Origin of the sequence: Janthinobacterium silvisoli (assembly GCF_014200725.1) — a bacterium.
Taxonomy (GTDB): domain Bacteria; phylum Pseudomonadota; class Gammaproteobacteria; order Burkholderiales; family Burkholderiaceae_D; genus Janthinobacterium.
In genome coordinates this window covers 1,134,455-1,150,513 of sequence record NZ_JACHCL010000001.1, presented here as the reverse complement: position 1 = coordinate 1,150,513, position 16,059 = coordinate 1,134,455, and the positions used below count along the sequence as shown (strand labels likewise).

Below are 16,059 nucleotides of genomic sequence, written 5' to 3'. Positions count from 1 at the left end.
CACAACTGAGCTGCATAACAAATTAAAGATAGAGACAAGACCATGAATGAATTGACCGTCAATGAGCTGTACCTCGATTACGGCACCGGCGCCTCCGCCAACCAGATCCTGAAGGGGGTCTCGATGCACCTGAAGAAAGGCGAAGTGGTTGCCTTGCTGGGGCCTTCGGGCAGTGGCAAGACCACCTTGCTGCGCGCCGTCGCCGGGCTGGAAAGCCCGAAGGGCGGCACGATAGAAATCGGCGAGCGCAATGTGTTCGACGGCGCGAAAAACTTCGAGATGCCGGCCGAGCAGCGCAACCTGGGCCTGGTGTTCCAGTCCTACGCGCTATGGCCGCACAAGACCGTATTCGACAACGTCGCCTACGGCCTCAAGCTGCGCAAGATGGGCGGCACGGAAACCGCCGCACGGGTCAAGGAAGTGCTGACGCAGCTGGGCCTGGGACATCTGGGCGAGCGCTATCCGCATCAATTGTCCGGTGGCCAGCAGCAGCGCGTGGCGATTGCCCGCGCACTGGTGTACAACCCGCCCGTGATCCTGCTCGACGAACCGCTGTCGAACCTGGACGCCAAGCTGCGCGAAGAGGCGCGCGCCTTTTTGCGCGAACTGATTGTGCGCCTGGGCCTGTCGGCCCTGATGGTGACGCATGACCAGGCCGAAGCGATGGCCATTTCCGACCGTATTTTGCTGCTCAATAACGGCAAGATCGAGCAGCAAGGCACGCCGCAAAGCATGTATGAAACGCCCGACACCCTGTTCACGGCCGAATTCATGGGCAGTAACAACCGCCTGCCCGGCAAGGTGCTGCAGCGCGACGGCCAGCAGGTGCGCCTGCTGGTCGACGGCGCCACCATGCACGGCGTGGCGCGCGGCGCCAACACGGGCACGGAAGCGACCACCATGATACGCGTGGAAGAGGTGAAGATCAGCGCCACCCAGGTGGACAATGCCGTGCAACTGCCGCTGTTGACGTGCATGTACCTGGGCGACCGCTGGGAATGCCTGTTCCAGCACGAGGGCGGCGACAATATCAGCCTGCGCGCGTACTCGCGCCACAAGCTCGACGCGGGTAAATACTGGCTGCATATGCCGGCCGATAAACTCTGGGTATTTTAAGCGTGGTGTGGTGGCCGCGCTGGCGCGCCTTTGGTGCGGCGCTGGCGGCGGGCCTGCTGGGCGCGGCCCTGTGCCTGTGGCTGCATACGCCGCTGCCGTGGATGATAGGCCCCCTGTTCGCCACCGCTGCGCTGCGCCTGGCGGGGCGCGAACTGGCTTGCCCGGTGCGCGTGCGCGAAGCAGGACAGTGGGCCATCGGCACGGCGCTGGGCCTGTATTTTACGGCGCCGGTGCTGGCCGTGCTGGCCTCGTACACGCCGTGGATCATCTTTGGCGTAGTCGTGGCGCTGGCCCTGGGCTGGCTCGGTGGCCTGGCGCTGCAGCGACTGGCGGGTGTGGACCGCGCCACCGCCTTCTTTGCGATGGCGGTCGGCGGTGCTTCCGAAATGGCGGTGCAGAGCGAGCGCCATGGCGCCAATGTGGGCCGGGTCGCTGCTGCGCACAGCCTGCGCATGATGCTGGTGGTGGCGACCATCCCATTCGGCGTGCGCTACTGGGGCAGCCATGGCCTGAAAGAAGGGCATGAGAATTTCGTGCCCGGCGCGGCCATGGTCGATGCTGGCGGTCTGGCACTGCTGGTGCTGATCACCGTGGCCACTGCCCTCGTTTTCAAGCGGGGTAAGCTGCCCAACGCCTGGGTCATCGGGCCGTTGCTGGCAGCCTTGTTGCTGACGGCCTTCGGCATCCATTTGTCACGCCTGCCCGAATGGATGATACGTGCGGGCCAGCTGTTTATCGGCATCGCGCTGGGCACGCGTTTTACTCCCGACTTTTTATATGCCGCGCCGCGCTTCCTGATCAGCGTGGCAGTGTGTACCGTGGCGATGCTGCTGGCGGCGGCTGCTTTCGGCCTGGGCCTGTCGCAGGTCATGGACATTCATGCCGGTACGGCCATCCTGGCCACCTCGCCGGGCGGCATCGCCGAGATGTCGCTCACGGCCAAGACCCTGCACCTGGGCGTACCCATCGTCACTGCTTTTCACGTGGCGCGCATGGTGGTGCTGGTGTTGACGATAGGGCCGCTGTTCAGCTTTCTGCAGCGTCGAAGCTAGTTTTACAGTGCTTTATTTGACGACGATTTCCTGTACATCCGGTTCGCGCTGGCGTACGAAGCGGGCCACCGAGTCGACGGTGACGGCGTCGATCTTGCCCGCCATGCGGCGGTCGAACGGGTGGTCGTCGAAAGCGATATTGGCGCGGAACATGCGCGCACCCAGGCGCGTCGTGGCGGGAATGTTCAGCGTTTGCGGCGTGTAGTCGACGCTGCGCAGCCAGCTTTGCGCTTCGGCGCGCGTCTCGATCTTGCCCGGTGCATTGCTGGCGGCAGCGAAGGTTTCCAGTACCCATTGATTCGAATTCTGGTACTTGGTGGAATACGGGTAGGCCAGCATATTGTAGTGCGCTTCATGCAGGCGCTTGGGTGTGTTGCTGGCCAGCAAGCGCGCCAGTTGCTGCTGCGTTTCCTGGTTCGGTATCATGATCAGGGTTTCGTACATGAACACGTCGTCCATGAAGAAATTGCCCAGTCCTTCGTTGTACAGCGACGATTGCGCCGTGCCGCATTCATTCAATTCATGCACCACCAGCCAGCGCCCCTGCGGATGGTCGCGCCACGCCAGCGCCATGTGCGAGTAGCGCACATTGTATTTCGACAGGTCTTGCCCTGCCCGCGCCACCAGCGCCACCTGGGCGCCAGAGGTATCGAGCGCCTGCAAGGTCTTTTGTGCCAGATCCATGGATTTGACCAGCGTATTGGCGTCGGTCGGCTTTTCTTCGCACGAGCGGCCTGCATGGGCGGCGCCGGACAGCGCCAGGCAGATGACGATGACAGTCAGACGTTTCATGGCATCAGGCTTTCGAATGGTGAAGCATGGCATTGCCGGCCGCGTTTGGTATATAGGCGATGACCTTACCGGAGAGCACCAGTGTGTGGCCAGTCGAGACGGTCATCACATCGACCGCCGTACCGGCAGCCAGCGATAATCCCTGCACGGCTTGCTTGCTTAATTTAATCGAGGCCGTGGTCGCGCCAGACGCATTTTTCAGCACCAGGATGCTGCCGTCGGCGACTTCTTCCACACGATCGATGACGATGTTGCCGGCAGCGGCCAGGACGGACATCGAGCCCACCAGTACGATGGCCGAAGCCATGCTGGCATTGTCGGAAGCGTGGGTGTCGGAATTGGCTGCCTGGGAAAGTGGCGCCACGGTGATGGCGCCTAGCAAGATGCTGGCGACTAGATGTTTCATGGTTATTTTCATATTGTCATTATACTTTGGAGTGGTGCAGCAAGGCCTTGCCCAGTTCGTTCGGGATGAAGGCGATGGCCTTGCCCGACATCACCAGCATATGGCCGGTGGACAGCGCCACAACATTGACCACGGTACCGGCGGCCAGCGACAGACCCTTGGCTGCCTGTGCGCTCATCTGTATGGAGGCGCCGCCGGCATCGGACGCGCCCTTCAGTACGATCACGATGCCTTCGCCCACGGTTTCCACGCTGGCGATGACGACCTGGCCAGACGCCACCAGCATCGACAGCGAACCGCCAACCACTACGGCTGAACCCTGGCTCAGATTTTGCGATCCTTTCGACATGTTTTCCGATGCCGCAGCCTGGGCGTTGCCGGACATGGCGAGCACGATGGACAAGGACAGGCAGAGGGGCAGCAAGCGTTTCATGGGTATCTCCTTCATATGTGCCAGATCGGCAGCGCCATGATTATCGAACGCCTGTTTCGGGTCAATGGTGGCGCTACTCGTAGTGAGTGCTCATACTGAAGGTATTATTTTTTGATACCATACTGACTTGTTTATCGTGAAAGAATGAGATGCAGCAAACCCATGCCTTGATCGAAGCCTTGAAGCGTTTGTTAAAAGCACGTTCCGTGACGTATGCCGAACTGGCCAGGCGCATCGATGTCTCGGAAGCCAGCGTCAAGCGCATGTTTTCGCTCAAGCAATTTACCTTGCAGCGCCTGGAGCAGATGCTGGTGGCCATCGACAGCGACTTCCAGCAATTGACGCAAGCGATGCAGGCGGCGCAGGCCGTGCCGACCCTGATCACGGGGCTGACTTATGATCAGGAGAAAGAAATCATCGATGACCCACGCCTGTTCGTGGTGGCCGTCTCCGCCCTCAACCTGCTGCCGCTGGAACAGATCGTCGCCATCTATGACATCAGCGAAGCGCAAGCCATCAAGTACTTGCTGCGCCTGGACAAGATCGGCTTCCTGGAACTGCTGCCAAACAACCGCGTCAAACTGCTGGTGGCGCGCACGTTCGCGTGGATACCGAATGGCCCCATCCATACCTATTTCAAAGAAGAAGCGTATGACGACTACCTCAATTCGCAATTCGATGGCGAGACAGAGTTGCTGCGTCTGGTCAATGTGATGCTGTCAAAGAAATCCACGGCGGCCCTGCTGGAAAGGCTCAAGCAGGTGGCGGTAGAGTTTTCCCAGCAGCACCAGGAAGACGCGCGCCTGCCCGGCAATGAACGGCTGGCCATCAGCTTCATGCTGGCGGCGCGGCCGTGGATGCCGCAAACCTTCAAGGCGCTCTTGCGGCATTGAATTTGCGGCCTTACACCCTGGGCTCTTGCCGGATTTGCGTCAGCAAACGCCAGGCAAAAAATCCCAGCACGGCCACGCCCAGCAGCAAGGCGGCCCACAGGGCGGCCAGGCGCAGGCCTGCGCCGTCCGGCGTTTTTTGCACGGGCGCAGTACCGTTCAGCGCTACCAGCTGGCCTGGGGTAACCGTCGGCAAGGCCAGCAACTCTTCCGGCTTGAAACCGGGCGCCACCTGCGACAGCGGCAGCGCCGCCGCACTGGCGCCCTGTTTGCCGAAGACCAGCTGATACGGCGGCTTGCCGCTGGCCAGGAAGACCAGCTGGGCAGGTGTCCAGCCCAGATGCAACATCGATTTGCGGTTCATGACCGTGGCGCTTTCTATTTGCGGACGCAATACCCATTGCGCCGTCTGCACCACCGGCATGGATAGTTCACCCGAGATTTTCTCCTTGCCATCGACATTGATGCGATAAAAGGTGGTGTTCAGCAGTGGCTCGAAGTAGCTGCCTGTTGTTGTCCGTGACCTCAGCCGCAGCCTGTGCCGTGGCTCTGCATTTACCGCGTGATAGACGCCCAGGGTCACGGGCATGACGGTGTTGCTGTCGTCTAGCTGCAAGCTGATGCTATCGGCCGGTATGGCAATCGGTGTGGCATACAGGCGTTCGCCGCCGCTCTTGCCGGCCGTGCCCTGCAGCGCAATCGAGGCGCGCGGCGCGGCGATCGCCGTCTGGCTCAGCTGCTGTGCGTCGATGGCGGCGAAGGCGATGGGCTCACCATACTGCCAGCTCAGGCGGGCATAGCGGAAGCTGCGCGGCGCAAAGTCGATGCGGTCGTTCGCCAGGGTTTGCGCGTCGCTGTTGCGCAGCCAGTTCAGGGTGGTGGTGGCAATCGCGTCCCACTGTTTCAAGTCATCGCTCACTTCCAGCAGTACTTGTGCGTTGTAGTTGTCGGTGTCATGCGGCAAGGTAAAGCGCAGGGCGTTGATGCGGCCATCTTTGCTTTGCTTGCCGGCATCGAGCACCAGCGCCTGCAAGCGCGATGCCATGCCAGGCGCCGTGCCTTCGCGCGAGCTGACCGATAGCAATCGGCCATCATTGCCGGTATGGATATCGAAGCCATCGAGATTGCTGTGAGAGACTTGCGTCCCGACCACCGGAAAAATGTTGACCGGAATGCTGTCGCGCTGCGTGCGCGATTGCACGGGCGGCGCGGTAATGGCAAAAGCCAGGGGCTTGCCGTTGTTATCGAACAGGCGCACGTCGTCCAGGCTGGCTGAGCGCGCGTGCAGATACACATCGGTGGGCAAGCTCATGCGGCTCAAGCCGGCGCCAGCTTGCGGCGTGAGCACGATGCTCCAGCCGTAGTCTTGCGGCTGGTCTTGCGATGCTGCAGACGCGGCGCCCGCTATCAGCAAGCTGCAGAAAAAGAGTACGGTTTTCATGCGGCTCCCAGGTCCGGTTCGGCTGGCACATGCGTGTTGGCCTTGGGGAAAGGCGCCAGATAGCCGATCAGCAGCATCAGCAAGCCCACGCCGACAAACGACACGATGCGCTCGATGCCGCCCACGTTCGACAGGTCGAAGGTAAATAGCTTGACGACGACCAGCGCCAGCAGCACGGCCCCCAGGCTCCATTGCTGGCGCCGTTGCCGGTGCGCCGCGTGGCGCATCAGCAGCAGGGCCGTGATGCTCCAGACCAGGGACAGCATGGCTTGCACGAATTGCGAGCCCAGCATGGCGTTAAATTCATAGGGCACGCCCAGATAATGCGACACCGTGCGCAGCAGCATCAGGTTGAACCAGCCATAGACGAAGCAGGCGGCGACCAGGGGCAGGCGCGGCTGCCACCGGGCCGGCAGCAAGCGGTAAGTGGCAAGCGCCAGCAGCATGGCGAAGCCGCTGCTCAAGTCCAGCGGATTGAGCAGTGGCAGATACGGTAGCGGCGCCATGGCGCCATCGTCGAAAATATTCCATGTAGCAATTAACAGCAGCGACCAGATCGCTGCCAGCGGAATCAGAGTGCGTTGATACCATCCGGCAATCGGCGCCACCGGCCAGCCGCCCAGGCGGCAGCGGCGTATCAGCCAGGCCAGCGCCAGCATCATGGCCCAGGCTGGCAAATAGCGGGCCCAGGCGTTGCTGACACTGCCTTCGTGCGGCGCCAGCCACGCGCTGACATATAAGTAACCCACCGGCCACAGCATCAGCCAGGGCGCGGCCATCCTGATCGTATGCAGCAGGCGCAAGGTGCGTAGGTCGAGATGCCAGCCGGCACGCTGCCAGGTCAACAGCAGATATTCACCCGCCGCCAGGACACAAGCCAGGGCCAGCCACGACAGGCCGGTGGGCAGATAACTGCGCATGGACAGTTCCAGCAACAGGTTGATGCTCCACAAGCCCAGCACCAGCCAGGCGGCGATGGCTAACCAGCGCAGCGCCGGCCAGGCCAGGCGTTGGGCCAGCAGCGCAAACGCGGGTGTGGTGATCGCTACGGCGATGACGTACAGGGCCAGCCAGTGTTCGCCCGATTGCGCCTGGAGTGGCAGCTTGCCATCGATCAGCTGCAGCAGCCAGCTGGTGAGCGGCACGAGGATGGCGGCAAACCACAGGATGGCGCTCCATTGCAGCAGCGGCCGCGTCGCCAGGGCGGCCACGTCATCGCCCTGGCGTGCCTGGCGCTGCGTGAACCAGGCGCTGGCAAAGGCGGCGGCGCCCAGCAGCAGGGCGCTGAGGAAGGAACCGTCGAACAGGCTGGCGGGATGCTGGTCCCAGGCCCAGCTGGCGCGGCTGAGCAACATCAAACCGGCCAGCACCTGCACCGCCAGCAGCAGGGCGCGCGCGGCTTGCCATTGCAGGCGCTGCGCCAGCCAGGCCAGCAGGGCGGCCACGCCCAGGCCGCTGAGTGTCAGCAGATTCAATTGCGTTGCCGCATCTGTGCGCCGCAGGATTTCATTCCAGATACCACCCAGCAGCCAGGCGGTGGCGGCGAGCAGGAACATGACGGCCAGGTTGGGCATCAGGTCTGGATGCAGGGGACTGCCGTGGCGGCGGAAACTGAGCGCCATCACCATTGCGGCGGCGGATAGCAGCAAGCAGCCCAGCCATAGATGGGCTTGCAGGGTCGCAGCCGCATCGAGTCCCATCATGGCGACCAGGAAAGAAATCCAGGCGGCTAGCTGCACCAGCAGACCAAAAGCCCAGGCCAGCGTCTGGCGCTGGCGCAAGCCGACCCAGACAATGCCCGCGCCTTCCAGCGCCCAGGCAGCCGAGGTCCAGCGGCCATCGAGCGCAAACGGGATGGCCAGTGTGCCGAAGACGATGCCCAGCGCGAGGAAGGCTTCGGCCAGCAGCCTGAAATTGTCGCGCCGCCACAGCGTCACGGCCAGGCCGGTGTAGAACAGGCCGGCGATCAGCGCGGAAAAAGCCAGGCCGAAGCTAAACTGCTGTACCAGGCCGAACTGCAAGCCCATCGCGGCCAGCGGCGTACCGAACACCAGCGTGCCATCCACATAATGTTTCAAACGCGGCGCCTGGCGCGCGCAGTAGGCAATCGCGATGCCGATATAAAACACCACGTAAAGGATCAGGAACAACTGCGCCGACAGATAATTGTCTGGCGTGTAACGCAGCAAGCCCCAGCTGGTGGCGACGGCAAAAGTAAAGCCAAAGCTCAGCACATTCAAGACGCGCCAGGCACGTTGCAAAGCAATCGCCAGTACGCCTGCATTGAGCAGCGCGTAATAACTGAACAGGCCGATATGGTTGCCGCTGCCGCTAGACACCAGCAGCGGTACGGCGAAACCGCCGACGATGCCGAACACGGCCAGCCAGACGGCGTTTTGCAGCACGGCCAGCAGACAGGTCAAGGCGGTCAGCACGAATAGCAGGGCAAAAGCCAGGCTGGCAGGCATCAGTTCGTACAGGCGGAAGGCGCTAAAGGCTATCAGCATCAGTATCGCCAGCGTGGTGCCTTGCAACGGCAGGCTGATGCCGGAACGGCTGATACGGATGCGCCAGGCCCAGGCCAGCAGGGCGATGTCAAACAGCGCGATGCCAGTCAGCCGCAATTCGATGGGCAAGGTGACTTGCGCTGATACGTACTTGAGCAAGAAACTGACGCCCAGAAACAGAATAAGCAAGCCCAGCTTGGCTACCAGGTTGCCCGTCAGCAGCCAGGTTTTGGCGTTGGCAAGCAGCGCATCGGTTTGAACGACCCAGGCCGGGGTATCGGGCAGGGTGGGTGCTGGCTTGGGCGCAGGCGGCGCAGGCACTGCTTTGACGGTCTCGGTCTTGACCATGACAGCTGGCTGGATGGGCGCTGCCGCAGGCGCAGCTTTGGCAAGTGCAACCTCGGGAGCTTCAATAGTTGTCGCAGGACTGCGTTCCAGCGCCTGCAAACGTTGCTGCACGCTATTGATTTCCTTGCGCAATTGTCTGTTGGCCTCCTCCAGCGTGATGGTATTCATATAGGCCAGTATGGATACGATAAAAGCAGTGCTGAGCGCGCCCGCCAGTAATACGGCTATCAGAATGAGGTTGGCCATGGATAGAATTTCCTCGCGGTACGGGCGTGACAGGAGGACACGCTGAAAGTAGGGGTACTCTGTACTATGGCTGAGGAATCAATGGCGAAGCCGCTAGATAGCCATCAGACAGAGTAGTGGCCAGCATGGGGCGGCGCGCAGAATTGTGTATTGATGATAAGCAATCCAGTGACATTCAGATTGTCGTGCGCAGGATAGTGCTGTATTTTAGCCATTCCTTCATCGCCCATTGCCTACCATGAGTCAGCAAAGCCAGTTTTCCTTATTGTCACAGCGCCGTTTCGGGCCATTTTTCTGGACCCAGTTCTTTGGCGCCTTCAACGACAATCTGTTCAAGACGGCCTTGATGGTGATACTCGCCTACGATGCGCTGAGCTGGACGACGCTGGACCCGTCCACCATCACCAATCTGATCCCCGGCCTGTTCATCTTGCCCTACGTCGTGTTTTCAGCCACGGCGGGCCAGCTGGCCGACAAGTTTGAAAAAGCGGGCCTGGCGCGTTTCGTGAAATGGATGGAGCTGGCTATCATGGCGGTGGCCGCCGCCGGCTGGATGACGCACACCCTGTGGCTGCTGGTGGCGGCCGTGGTGGGCATGGGCGTGCATTCGACCCTGTTCGGCCCCGTCAAATATGCGTATCTGCCGCAGCAACTGAAACCCGAGGAATTGGTCGGCGGCAATGGCCTGATCGAGATGGGCACCTTTGTCGGCATCTTGCTGGGCGAGATACTGGGCGCCGTATTGATCGTGCACAAACCGCTGGGGGTGGAGCTGGTGGCTGGCGCAACGATCATCGTATCTGTACTGGGCCTGATCGCCAGCTACCGCGTGCCGCGCACGCCTGCGCCCGAGCCGGAACTGAAGATCAGCGTCAATTTCGTTGCCGAATCGTTCCGTAACCTGAGTTTTTCACGCAAGAACCGTCCCGTCTTCCTGGCCATGCTGGGCAACTCCTGGTTCTGGTTTTATGGCGCCCTGATCTTGGCGCAATTCCCCGTGTATTCAAAGGACTTTTTGCATGGCGACCATAGTGTGTTCGTCTTGCTGCTGACCGTGTTTTCGGTCGGCATCGGCGCCGGTTCCCTGTTGTGCGAGCGCTTGTCGGGCCACAAGATCGAGATTGGTCTGGTGCCGTTCGGCTCCATCGGCTTGTCGCTGTTTGGTATCGATTTGTTTTTCGCCAGCAATGCCTATGCGAATACGCAAGTGGTCGATGCGCTGGGCTTTATCGCGCAGGCCGGCGTGCCGCGTATCCTGATCGACATCGTCATGATCGGCGTGTTCGGCGGCTTTTTTATCGTGCCCTTGTTTGCGCTGATACAGACCCGTTGTGATCCAAAACACATTTCGCGCACCATTGCCGGCATGAATATTTTGAATGCCCTGTTCATGGTGGCGGCGGCCGGCGTGGCGATCGTGCTGCTGGGTAAAGGTTTTACGATACCGCAATTGTTCCTGATTACCGCCATCCTGAATGCCCTGGTGGCCGCCTACATCTTCTCGCTGGTGCCGGAATTCCTGATGCGCTTCCTGTCGTGGATACTGATACAAACTGTGCACAGGGTGAAAGTGGTCGATGGTCAACGGATTCCTGCGGAAGGTGCGGCCGTGCTGGTGTGCAACCATGTCAGTTATGTGGATGCCATCGTCATCATGGCGGCCAGCCCGCGCCCAATCCGTTTCGTGATGGATCACCGGATTTTCAAGACGCCATTGCTGGGCTGGATCTTCCGCACCGCCAAGGCGATACCGATCGCGCCAGCCAAGGAAGATCCTTTCCTGATGGAAAAAGCGTTCATTGATATCGCGCAGGCGCTGCATGAGGGCGAGCTGGTTTGCATCTTCCCGGAAGGCAAGTTGACGCGCACGGGCCAGATCAGCGAGTTCAAGGGCGGCATCGCCAAGATCCTGGCGCGCACGAAAGTGCCCGTGATTCCGCTGGCGCTGCGCGGCTTGTGGGGACATTTATTGAGCCACCGCAATGGTCACTTGTTTGAGCGGGCTTTCAAGGCAGGCTTGCGCTCGCGCCTGTCGCTGGCCGTGGGCGTACCCGTGCCGCCGGAAGAGGCGACGCCGGAATTGCTGCAGCAGCGCGTGCAGGAATTGCGCGGCAAATGGAAATAAACGTCATGCCCTGGTTTCCGCCAGATGCCGGCGGAACAGGGCGGCGATAGCGTCAAAGTCGACCGGCTTGGTCACATGATGGTCGAATCCCGCTTGTGCCGTGCGCTGGCGGGCGTCTTCCTGGCCCCAGCCGGTGAGCGCGATCATCAGCACGTCGCGCCCGCGCGCCTGCTGGCGTATGCGTTGCGCTGCTGCATACCCATCCATGCCTGGCATGCCCAGGTCCATCAAGATCAGTTGCGGCCAGGTTTGCTCGACGGCTGCCAGCGCCTGTTCACCATCGTAGGCGGCGCTGGCGGCGTAGCCTTCCAGATGGAACAGCGCCAGCAGTGAATCGGCTGCGTCGTGGTTGTCGTCCACCACCAGCACATGTGCGGCTGGCGCCTCTGGCGCTCCCGATGAAACGGCGGGCACTGCGGCATCCGCTGTTTCGGCCTTGCTGGCCGGCAAGGTGACCAGGAAGCGGCTGCCATGGCCGGGGCCGTCGCTCGTGACGTTGACGGTGCCGCCATGCATTTCGGCAAACTGGCGCGACAGGCTGAGGCCGATGCCCAGGCCGCTGGTCAGCTGGCCTTCGAGAGTGCGGCTTTGTTCGAACATGCAAAAGATACGGTCAATGGCGCCCGGCTCCAGGCCGATGCCGTTATCTTCTATGCTGACGAGCAATTGCTTGCCCTCCATCTGCGCAGCGAGATGGATATGCCCACCTGGCGGCGTAAATTTTACCGCGTTCGTCACGATGTTGGCAAAGATCTGCACCACGCGCGCGTAGTCGGCGTGCAGCATGACGGTGTACGGTGGCAAGTCCTGGCTGATGCCGATGTGCTGCTCGCTGGCGGCTGGCTGGCACAATTCCAGCACATGGCCGAGCATCTGTTCCAGTGTGAAATCCTTGCGTTGCAATTCGATCTTGCCCGTGTTGATGCGCGCCACGTCGAGCAAGTCATCCACCAGCCGTGTCAGGTGCGTCACCTGGCGCTCGATCATGCCCCGCACCTTGGCCACCTGTTCCGAGTCCGGATACAGATGGCCGAGCAAGGCTGCCGAGCTCTTGATGGGCGCCAGCGGATTGCGCAGTTCGTGGCCCAGGCTGGCGAGAAATTGGTCTTTGCGCTGCTGCGCTTCGCGTACCTGGTACTGGCGCTGGCGCGCGCGCAGCATGGCGTGCGCCGAGGTGATCAGGGTCAGCACGTGTACCGGGCGCTCCAGCAAGGTCAGGTTGCCCAGGGTGGCAATCGCCTGGCGCAGCGGCAATGAATCCTGCCCGGAGCGGGTCAGCAGGATGATGGGCAGGTCGGACCAGTCTGCTTGCTGGTGCGCATACTCATCGAGCACCTGGTACGCGCCCCGATTCAGCGCTTCATCGACCGTCAGCACGCCGCCTGCGCCCAGCGCCAGTTGTTCGGCCAGCTCGCCAGCTGAATGACAGGCGTGGCTGTGCATCGCGCCGCTGGCCAATACCTGGCTGGCCAGAATGGCGTCCTGGCCGGCCGGCGCGTAGATCAGGATGCGTTCTTCCATGGCTTGCCCTAGGGCGATGGCGTCTGTCCAGCCGTGGGCAGGCCCGACAATATGCCGTGAAAACCGGCCAGCACAGGACCAATGCGTATGCCTTGCCTATCAATTTCGAAGCGGCGTATGCTGCGTTCATGCGCACTGGCGCGTTTCTTGAACACCGAAATGGCTTGCCGCACCTCGCCCTCCGTTTCATAGTAGCGCAGCATGATGACGTTGTCGGCAAGATAACTTGCGTCGGACGAGGTAGTCAAGGTCGTGCCCAGTATATTAGGCTGCACGCCGACCAGCAGGGTGGCCACGCCGCGCTGGCTCAGATAGTTAAGTAGTTCATGCAGATAGGTATTCTGGAAGCGTTCATCGGGCACCGCATGCATATAGCCATTCAGGCTATCGATGACGATGATTTTGGCGCCCCGGTCGGCGGCTTCGACCACGGCATGGGCGAACTCTCCCGGCGCCAGTTCGGCCGGATCGACTTGCTGTGCGCTCAGCAAGCCGGTGGACAAGGCCTCGTTCAGGCGCATGCCCACGCTGTCGGCCCGGTTCAGCAGATTATTGCGCGTTTCCTCGAACAGGAACATGGCGCACGTTTCACCACGCGCAGTGGCCGCATGCACGAATTGCGCCGCCAAGGTGGACTTGCCGCTGCCGGCCGGGCCGGAAATGAGGGTGCTCATGCCTTCTTCCAGGCCGCCGCCCGTCATGTCGTCGAGCTCGGGCACACCGCTGGGCAGGTGGCGATGGCCGCTATCGTGCCGGGTATCGGCCGCCATCAGGCGCGGATACACCACCAGGCCGCCGTAGGCGATCTTGTAATCGTGCGCGCCGCCGCGAAACGACACGCCGCGGTATTTCACCACGCGCAGGCGGCGCCGGTCATTGCCATAATCCTGATTGTGCAATTCCAGCGAGAGCACGCCATGGGCCACGCTGCGCACTTGCAAGCCATCATCGAAGGCAGAACGGTCATCGATCAGGATGCTGGTGCAATGCTTGCTCGCCAGATATTGCTTAAGTGCCACCACCTGGCGCCGGTAGCGCAGCGGGCTTTCAGCCAGCAACTGCAATTCCGAAAGTGAATCGAGTACCAGCCGTGTAGGCTGGTGTTTTTCGATGGCTGCCACGATGCGCTGGTTGGTGGAGGCCAGTTCGATCTCGGACGGATGAAAAATCGTGTATTGGCGTTCCGGATCGAGGATGTCATCGTTGGACGAGATTTCCTCGATGGCGATACCAGCCAGATTCCAGCCATGCGAGAGGGCGGCGGCGCGCAATTCCAGTTCGGACTCGGCCAGTGCGATATATAGCACGGCTTCGCCCAGACGCGTACCTTCGGCCAAAAATTGCAGGCCCAGGGTGGTCTTGCCTGTGCCGGGGATGCCTTCGACCAGATACAGGCGCTCGGCCAGCAGGCCGCCAGTGAGCACGGCATCGAGGCCCGCTACGCCGGTCGATAGCAAGGGCGACAAGGGGAGCGCCGGCAAGGCTGGCGCCCCCTGGCCCTGCGGTGGTGGCGTGCTGTCCTGTGCTATTGCGGTCATGTGGCGCCCCTGCCTGGTCTCGCATCGGACAACCATAGTAGCGCACATGTTCTACAGTGCCTTTTCGATACCATTGGTAAATAATTATGCCGAATAAGGGGGGGGGGCGGCCGTTAGTGTTGCGCACATATCACCACGTTCTGCAAAGAAACTCTTACCCTGCTACAGTATTCATTCAAGCCACTATTCCGCGTCACTCCTTTTGCCGTCGCCTGTCAGTTGTCTGATCCGGCTGCTGCGACCGTACTGTTCTTTTGCTCTTTATATTACATCTTTGATAATTTAATCGTATAAAAAGTTACTATGTATCAATTGTAACGACCCTTGACGATTTTAGAATGATCGTTCATTCTTTGATCTGCGTTAATAAATTTATCCATTTCTAACGACACTAGCCTGCTTCTCTTTCAGAAAGTCCATGATGCAACCAACCTTTTCCTTGACGTCGCCGCGTACGAGCGGCGCTATTGCCGTTCTGTGTGCCACTGTAATCATGGCCGGCTGCAGTAAAAAACAGGAAGCACCGCACGCGCAGCAAGCGCCGCAGGTGGTCGTGTTTACTGTTAATCCGGCCGCGTTGCCGATGACGGTCGATTTGCCCGGTCGTACCAATGCCTACCAGGTCGCCGATGTGCGTCCGCAAGTGGGCGGCTTGATCCAAAAACGTTTGTTTGTCGAAGGCAGCGATGTCAAAGCAGGCGCGGCCCTGTACCAGATCGATCCTGCTACTTTCCAGGCATCCTACAATTCGGCCAAGGCGGCCTTGTCCAAAGCCAAGGCCAACTTGCTGACGGCTGGCCCGAAAGCGGCCCGCTACAAGGAACTGGTCGCCATCGAAGGCGTGAGCCGCCAGGATTACGACGATGCAGTGGCTGCCTTCGAGCAAGCCAAGGCAGACGTCGAGTCGGCAACGGCGGCGCTGGAAACAGCCAACATCAACCTGAAATACAGCACTGTGACGGCGCCGATCAGCGGCCGCACCAGCACTTCGACCGTGACGGCCGGCGCGCTGGTCACGGCTGGCCAGGCCAATGCCCTGACCACCGTGCAGCAGCTCGACCCGATCTATGTCGACGTAACCCAGTCCAGCACCGATTTGCTGCGCCTGAAGCGCCAATTGGCCGACGGCAGCCTGAAGAAAGCCGGCGATGGCCAGGCCAAGGTCAGCCTGCTGTTGCCAGACGGCAGCAAGTACAGCGAGCCGGGCAAGCTGCAGTTTGCCGGCGTGACGGTCGATCCGACCACCGGCAACGTGGTGCTGCGCGCGCTGTTCCCGAATCCAAAAGGCGATTTGCTGCCAGGCATGTACGTGCGTGCGCAGCTGGAAACGGGCGTCAACGACAGCGCCATCACCGTGCCACAAGTGGGCGTGACGCGTAATCAAAAAGGTGAAGCGACCGCCATGATCCTGAACAAGGAAGGCAAAGTCGAGCAGCGCGTGCTGGTGACCGGCGGCACCGTCGGCGACAACTGGCTGGTGACGTCTGGCCTGGCTGCTGGCGACCGCGTGATCGTCGAAGGCTTGCAAAAAATCAAGCCGGGCGCACCTGCTGTCGCCGTGCCGGCCCAGGCTCCCGCCGCGCCTGGAGCAGCCGCATCGGCATCGGCAGCCGCCTCGGCCGCCAGCGCCCACTAATTCAGGAG

12 protein-coding genes are annotated in these 16,059 nt (G+C 61.2%); 5 read left to right on the top strand and 7 right to left on the bottom strand.

Annotation, left to right across the window (positions count from 1 at the left end; all coding sequences use genetic code 11):
- Positions 1 to 42: 42 nt before the first annotated feature.
- Positions 43 to 1,116, top strand: a complete 1,074-nt coding sequence (locus tag HDE75_RS05205; RefSeq protein WP_183675914.1) for an ABC transporter ATP-binding protein — start codon at positions 43 to 45, stop codon at positions 1,114 to 1,116.
- A 2-nt stretch (positions 1,117 to 1,118) separates the two neighbouring features.
- Positions 1,119 to 2,168, top strand: a complete 1,050-nt coding sequence (locus HDE75_RS05200; RefSeq protein WP_311735068.1) for an AbrB family transcriptional regulator — start codon at positions 1,119 to 1,121, stop codon at positions 2,166 to 2,168.
- A 12-nt stretch (positions 2,169 to 2,180) separates the two neighbouring features.
- Here HDE75_RS05200 and HDE75_RS05195 read toward each other — a convergent pair whose 3' ends face one another.
- Genes HDE75_RS05195 through HDE75_RS05185 form a run of 3 tightly spaced genes read right to left on the bottom strand, consistent with a single transcriptional unit; the run spans position 2,181 to position 3,799 of the window.
- Entirely contained in the window at positions 2,181 to 2,960 is a 780-nt protein-coding gene (locus HDE75_RS05195; RefSeq protein WP_183675915.1) for a DUF2145 domain-containing protein, read from the bottom strand.
- A 4-nt stretch (positions 2,961 to 2,964) separates the two neighbouring features.
- On the bottom strand, positions 2,965 to 3,366 hold the full coding sequence (locus HDE75_RS05190) for a hypothetical protein (protein ID WP_183675916.1): 402 nt from the start codon (positions 3,364 to 3,366) through the stop codon (positions 2,965 to 2,967).
- Between the two features lie 19 nt (positions 3,367 to 3,385).
- On the bottom strand, positions 3,386 to 3,799 hold the full coding sequence (locus tag HDE75_RS05185) for a hypothetical protein (protein WP_183675917.1): 414 nt from the start codon (positions 3,797 to 3,799) through the stop codon (positions 3,386 to 3,388).
- A gap of 149 nt (positions 3,800 to 3,948) precedes the next feature.
- Here HDE75_RS05185 and HDE75_RS05180 point away from each other — a divergent pair, with 149 nt between their 5' ends.
- Complete coding sequence (locus tag HDE75_RS05180; protein ID WP_183675918.1) at positions 3,949 to 4,692, top strand: helix-turn-helix domain-containing protein; 744 nt, start codon at positions 3,949 to 3,951, stop codon at positions 4,690 to 4,692.
- Between the two features lie 10 nt (positions 4,693 to 4,702).
- On the opposite strand, the gene HDE75_RS05175 is transcribed toward HDE75_RS05180, so the two are convergent.
- Positions 4,703 to 6,130 (bottom strand): DUF3999 family protein, encoded by a 1,428-nt coding sequence (locus tag HDE75_RS05175; RefSeq protein WP_183675919.1) that lies wholly within the window; start codon positions 6,128 to 6,130, stop codon positions 4,703 to 4,705.
- Entirely contained in the window at positions 6,127 to 9,231 is a 3,105-nt protein-coding gene (locus HDE75_RS05170) for a DUF2339 domain-containing protein (RefSeq protein WP_260173689.1), read from the bottom strand. The genes HDE75_RS05175 and HDE75_RS05170 overlap by 4 nt, the downstream gene beginning before the upstream one ends.
- 238 nt (positions 9,232 to 9,469) lie before the next feature.
- On the opposite strand from HDE75_RS05170, the gene HDE75_RS05165 reads away from it, so the two are divergent.
- The gene (locus HDE75_RS05165; RefSeq protein ID WP_183675920.1) at positions 9,470 to 11,356 is read left to right on the top strand and encodes an MFS transporter; all 1,887 of its coding nucleotides are present in this window, start codon (positions 9,470 to 9,472) and stop codon (positions 11,354 to 11,356) included.
- 3 nt (positions 11,357 to 11,359) lie between these two features.
- Here the strand turns inward: HDE75_RS05165 and HDE75_RS05160 are convergent, their stop codons facing one another.
- Together HDE75_RS05160 and HDE75_RS05155 are read right to left on the bottom strand one after the other, a co-directional pair.
- A complete protein-coding gene (locus HDE75_RS05160) occupies positions 11,360 to 12,877 on the bottom strand; it encodes a hybrid sensor histidine kinase/response regulator (RefSeq protein WP_183675921.1) in 1,518 nt (505 codons plus the stop codon).
- A gap of 8 nt (positions 12,878 to 12,885) precedes the next feature.
- On the bottom strand, positions 12,886 to 14,415 hold the full coding sequence (locus HDE75_RS05155; RefSeq protein WP_183675922.1) for an ATPase domain-containing protein: 1,530 nt from the start codon (positions 14,413 to 14,415) through the stop codon (positions 12,886 to 12,888).
- Between the two features lie 421 nt (positions 14,416 to 14,836).
- On the opposite strand from HDE75_RS05155, the gene HDE75_RS05150 reads away from it, so the two are divergent.
- Complete coding sequence (locus HDE75_RS05150) at positions 14,837 to 16,051, top strand: efflux RND transporter periplasmic adaptor subunit (protein ID WP_183676630.1); 1,215 nt, start codon at positions 14,837 to 14,839, stop codon at positions 16,049 to 16,051.
- Positions 16,052 to 16,059: the final 8 nt, after the last annotated feature.

Bases quoted from the DNA above. Each gene is read 5' to 3' on its own strand.
- HDE75_RS05205 (WP_183675914.1), top strand. From the start codon at position 43: ATGAATGAATTGACCGTCAATGAGCTGTACCTCGATTACGGCACCGGC.
- HDE75_RS05195 (WP_183675915.1), bottom strand. From the start codon at position 2,960: ATGAAACGTCTGACTGTCATCGTCATCTGCCTGGCGCTGTCCGGCGCC.
- HDE75_RS05190 (WP_183675916.1), bottom strand. From the start codon at position 3,366: ATGAAACATCTAGTCGCCAGCATCTTGCTAGGCGCCATCACCGTGGCG.
- HDE75_RS05185 (WP_183675917.1), bottom strand. From the start codon at position 3,799: ATGAAACGCTTGCTGCCCCTCTGCCTGTCCTTGTCCATCGTGCTCGCC.
- HDE75_RS05180 (WP_183675918.1), top strand. From the start codon at position 3,949: ATGCAGCAAACCCATGCCTTGATCGAAGCCTTGAAGCGTTTGTTAAAA.
- HDE75_RS05175 (WP_183675919.1), bottom strand. From the start codon at position 6,130: ATGAAAACCGTACTCTTTTTCTGCAGCTTGCTGATAGCGGGCGCCGCG.
- HDE75_RS05170 (WP_260173689.1), bottom strand. From the start codon at position 9,231: ATGGCCAACCTCATTCTGATAGCCGTATTACTGGCGGGCGCGCTCAGC.
- HDE75_RS05165 (WP_183675920.1), top strand. From the start codon at position 9,470: ATGAGTCAGCAAAGCCAGTTTTCCTTATTGTCACAGCGCCGTTTCGGG.
- HDE75_RS05160 (WP_183675921.1), bottom strand. From the start codon at position 12,877: ATGGAAGAACGCATCCTGATCTACGCGCCGGCCGGCCAGGACGCCATT.
- HDE75_RS05155 (WP_183675922.1), bottom strand. From the start codon at position 14,415: ATGACCGCAATAGCACAGGACAGCACGCCACCACCGCAGGGCCAGGGG.
- HDE75_RS05150 (WP_183676630.1), top strand. From the start codon at position 14,837: ATGCAACCAACCTTTTCCTTGACGTCGCCGCGTACGAGCGGCGCTATT.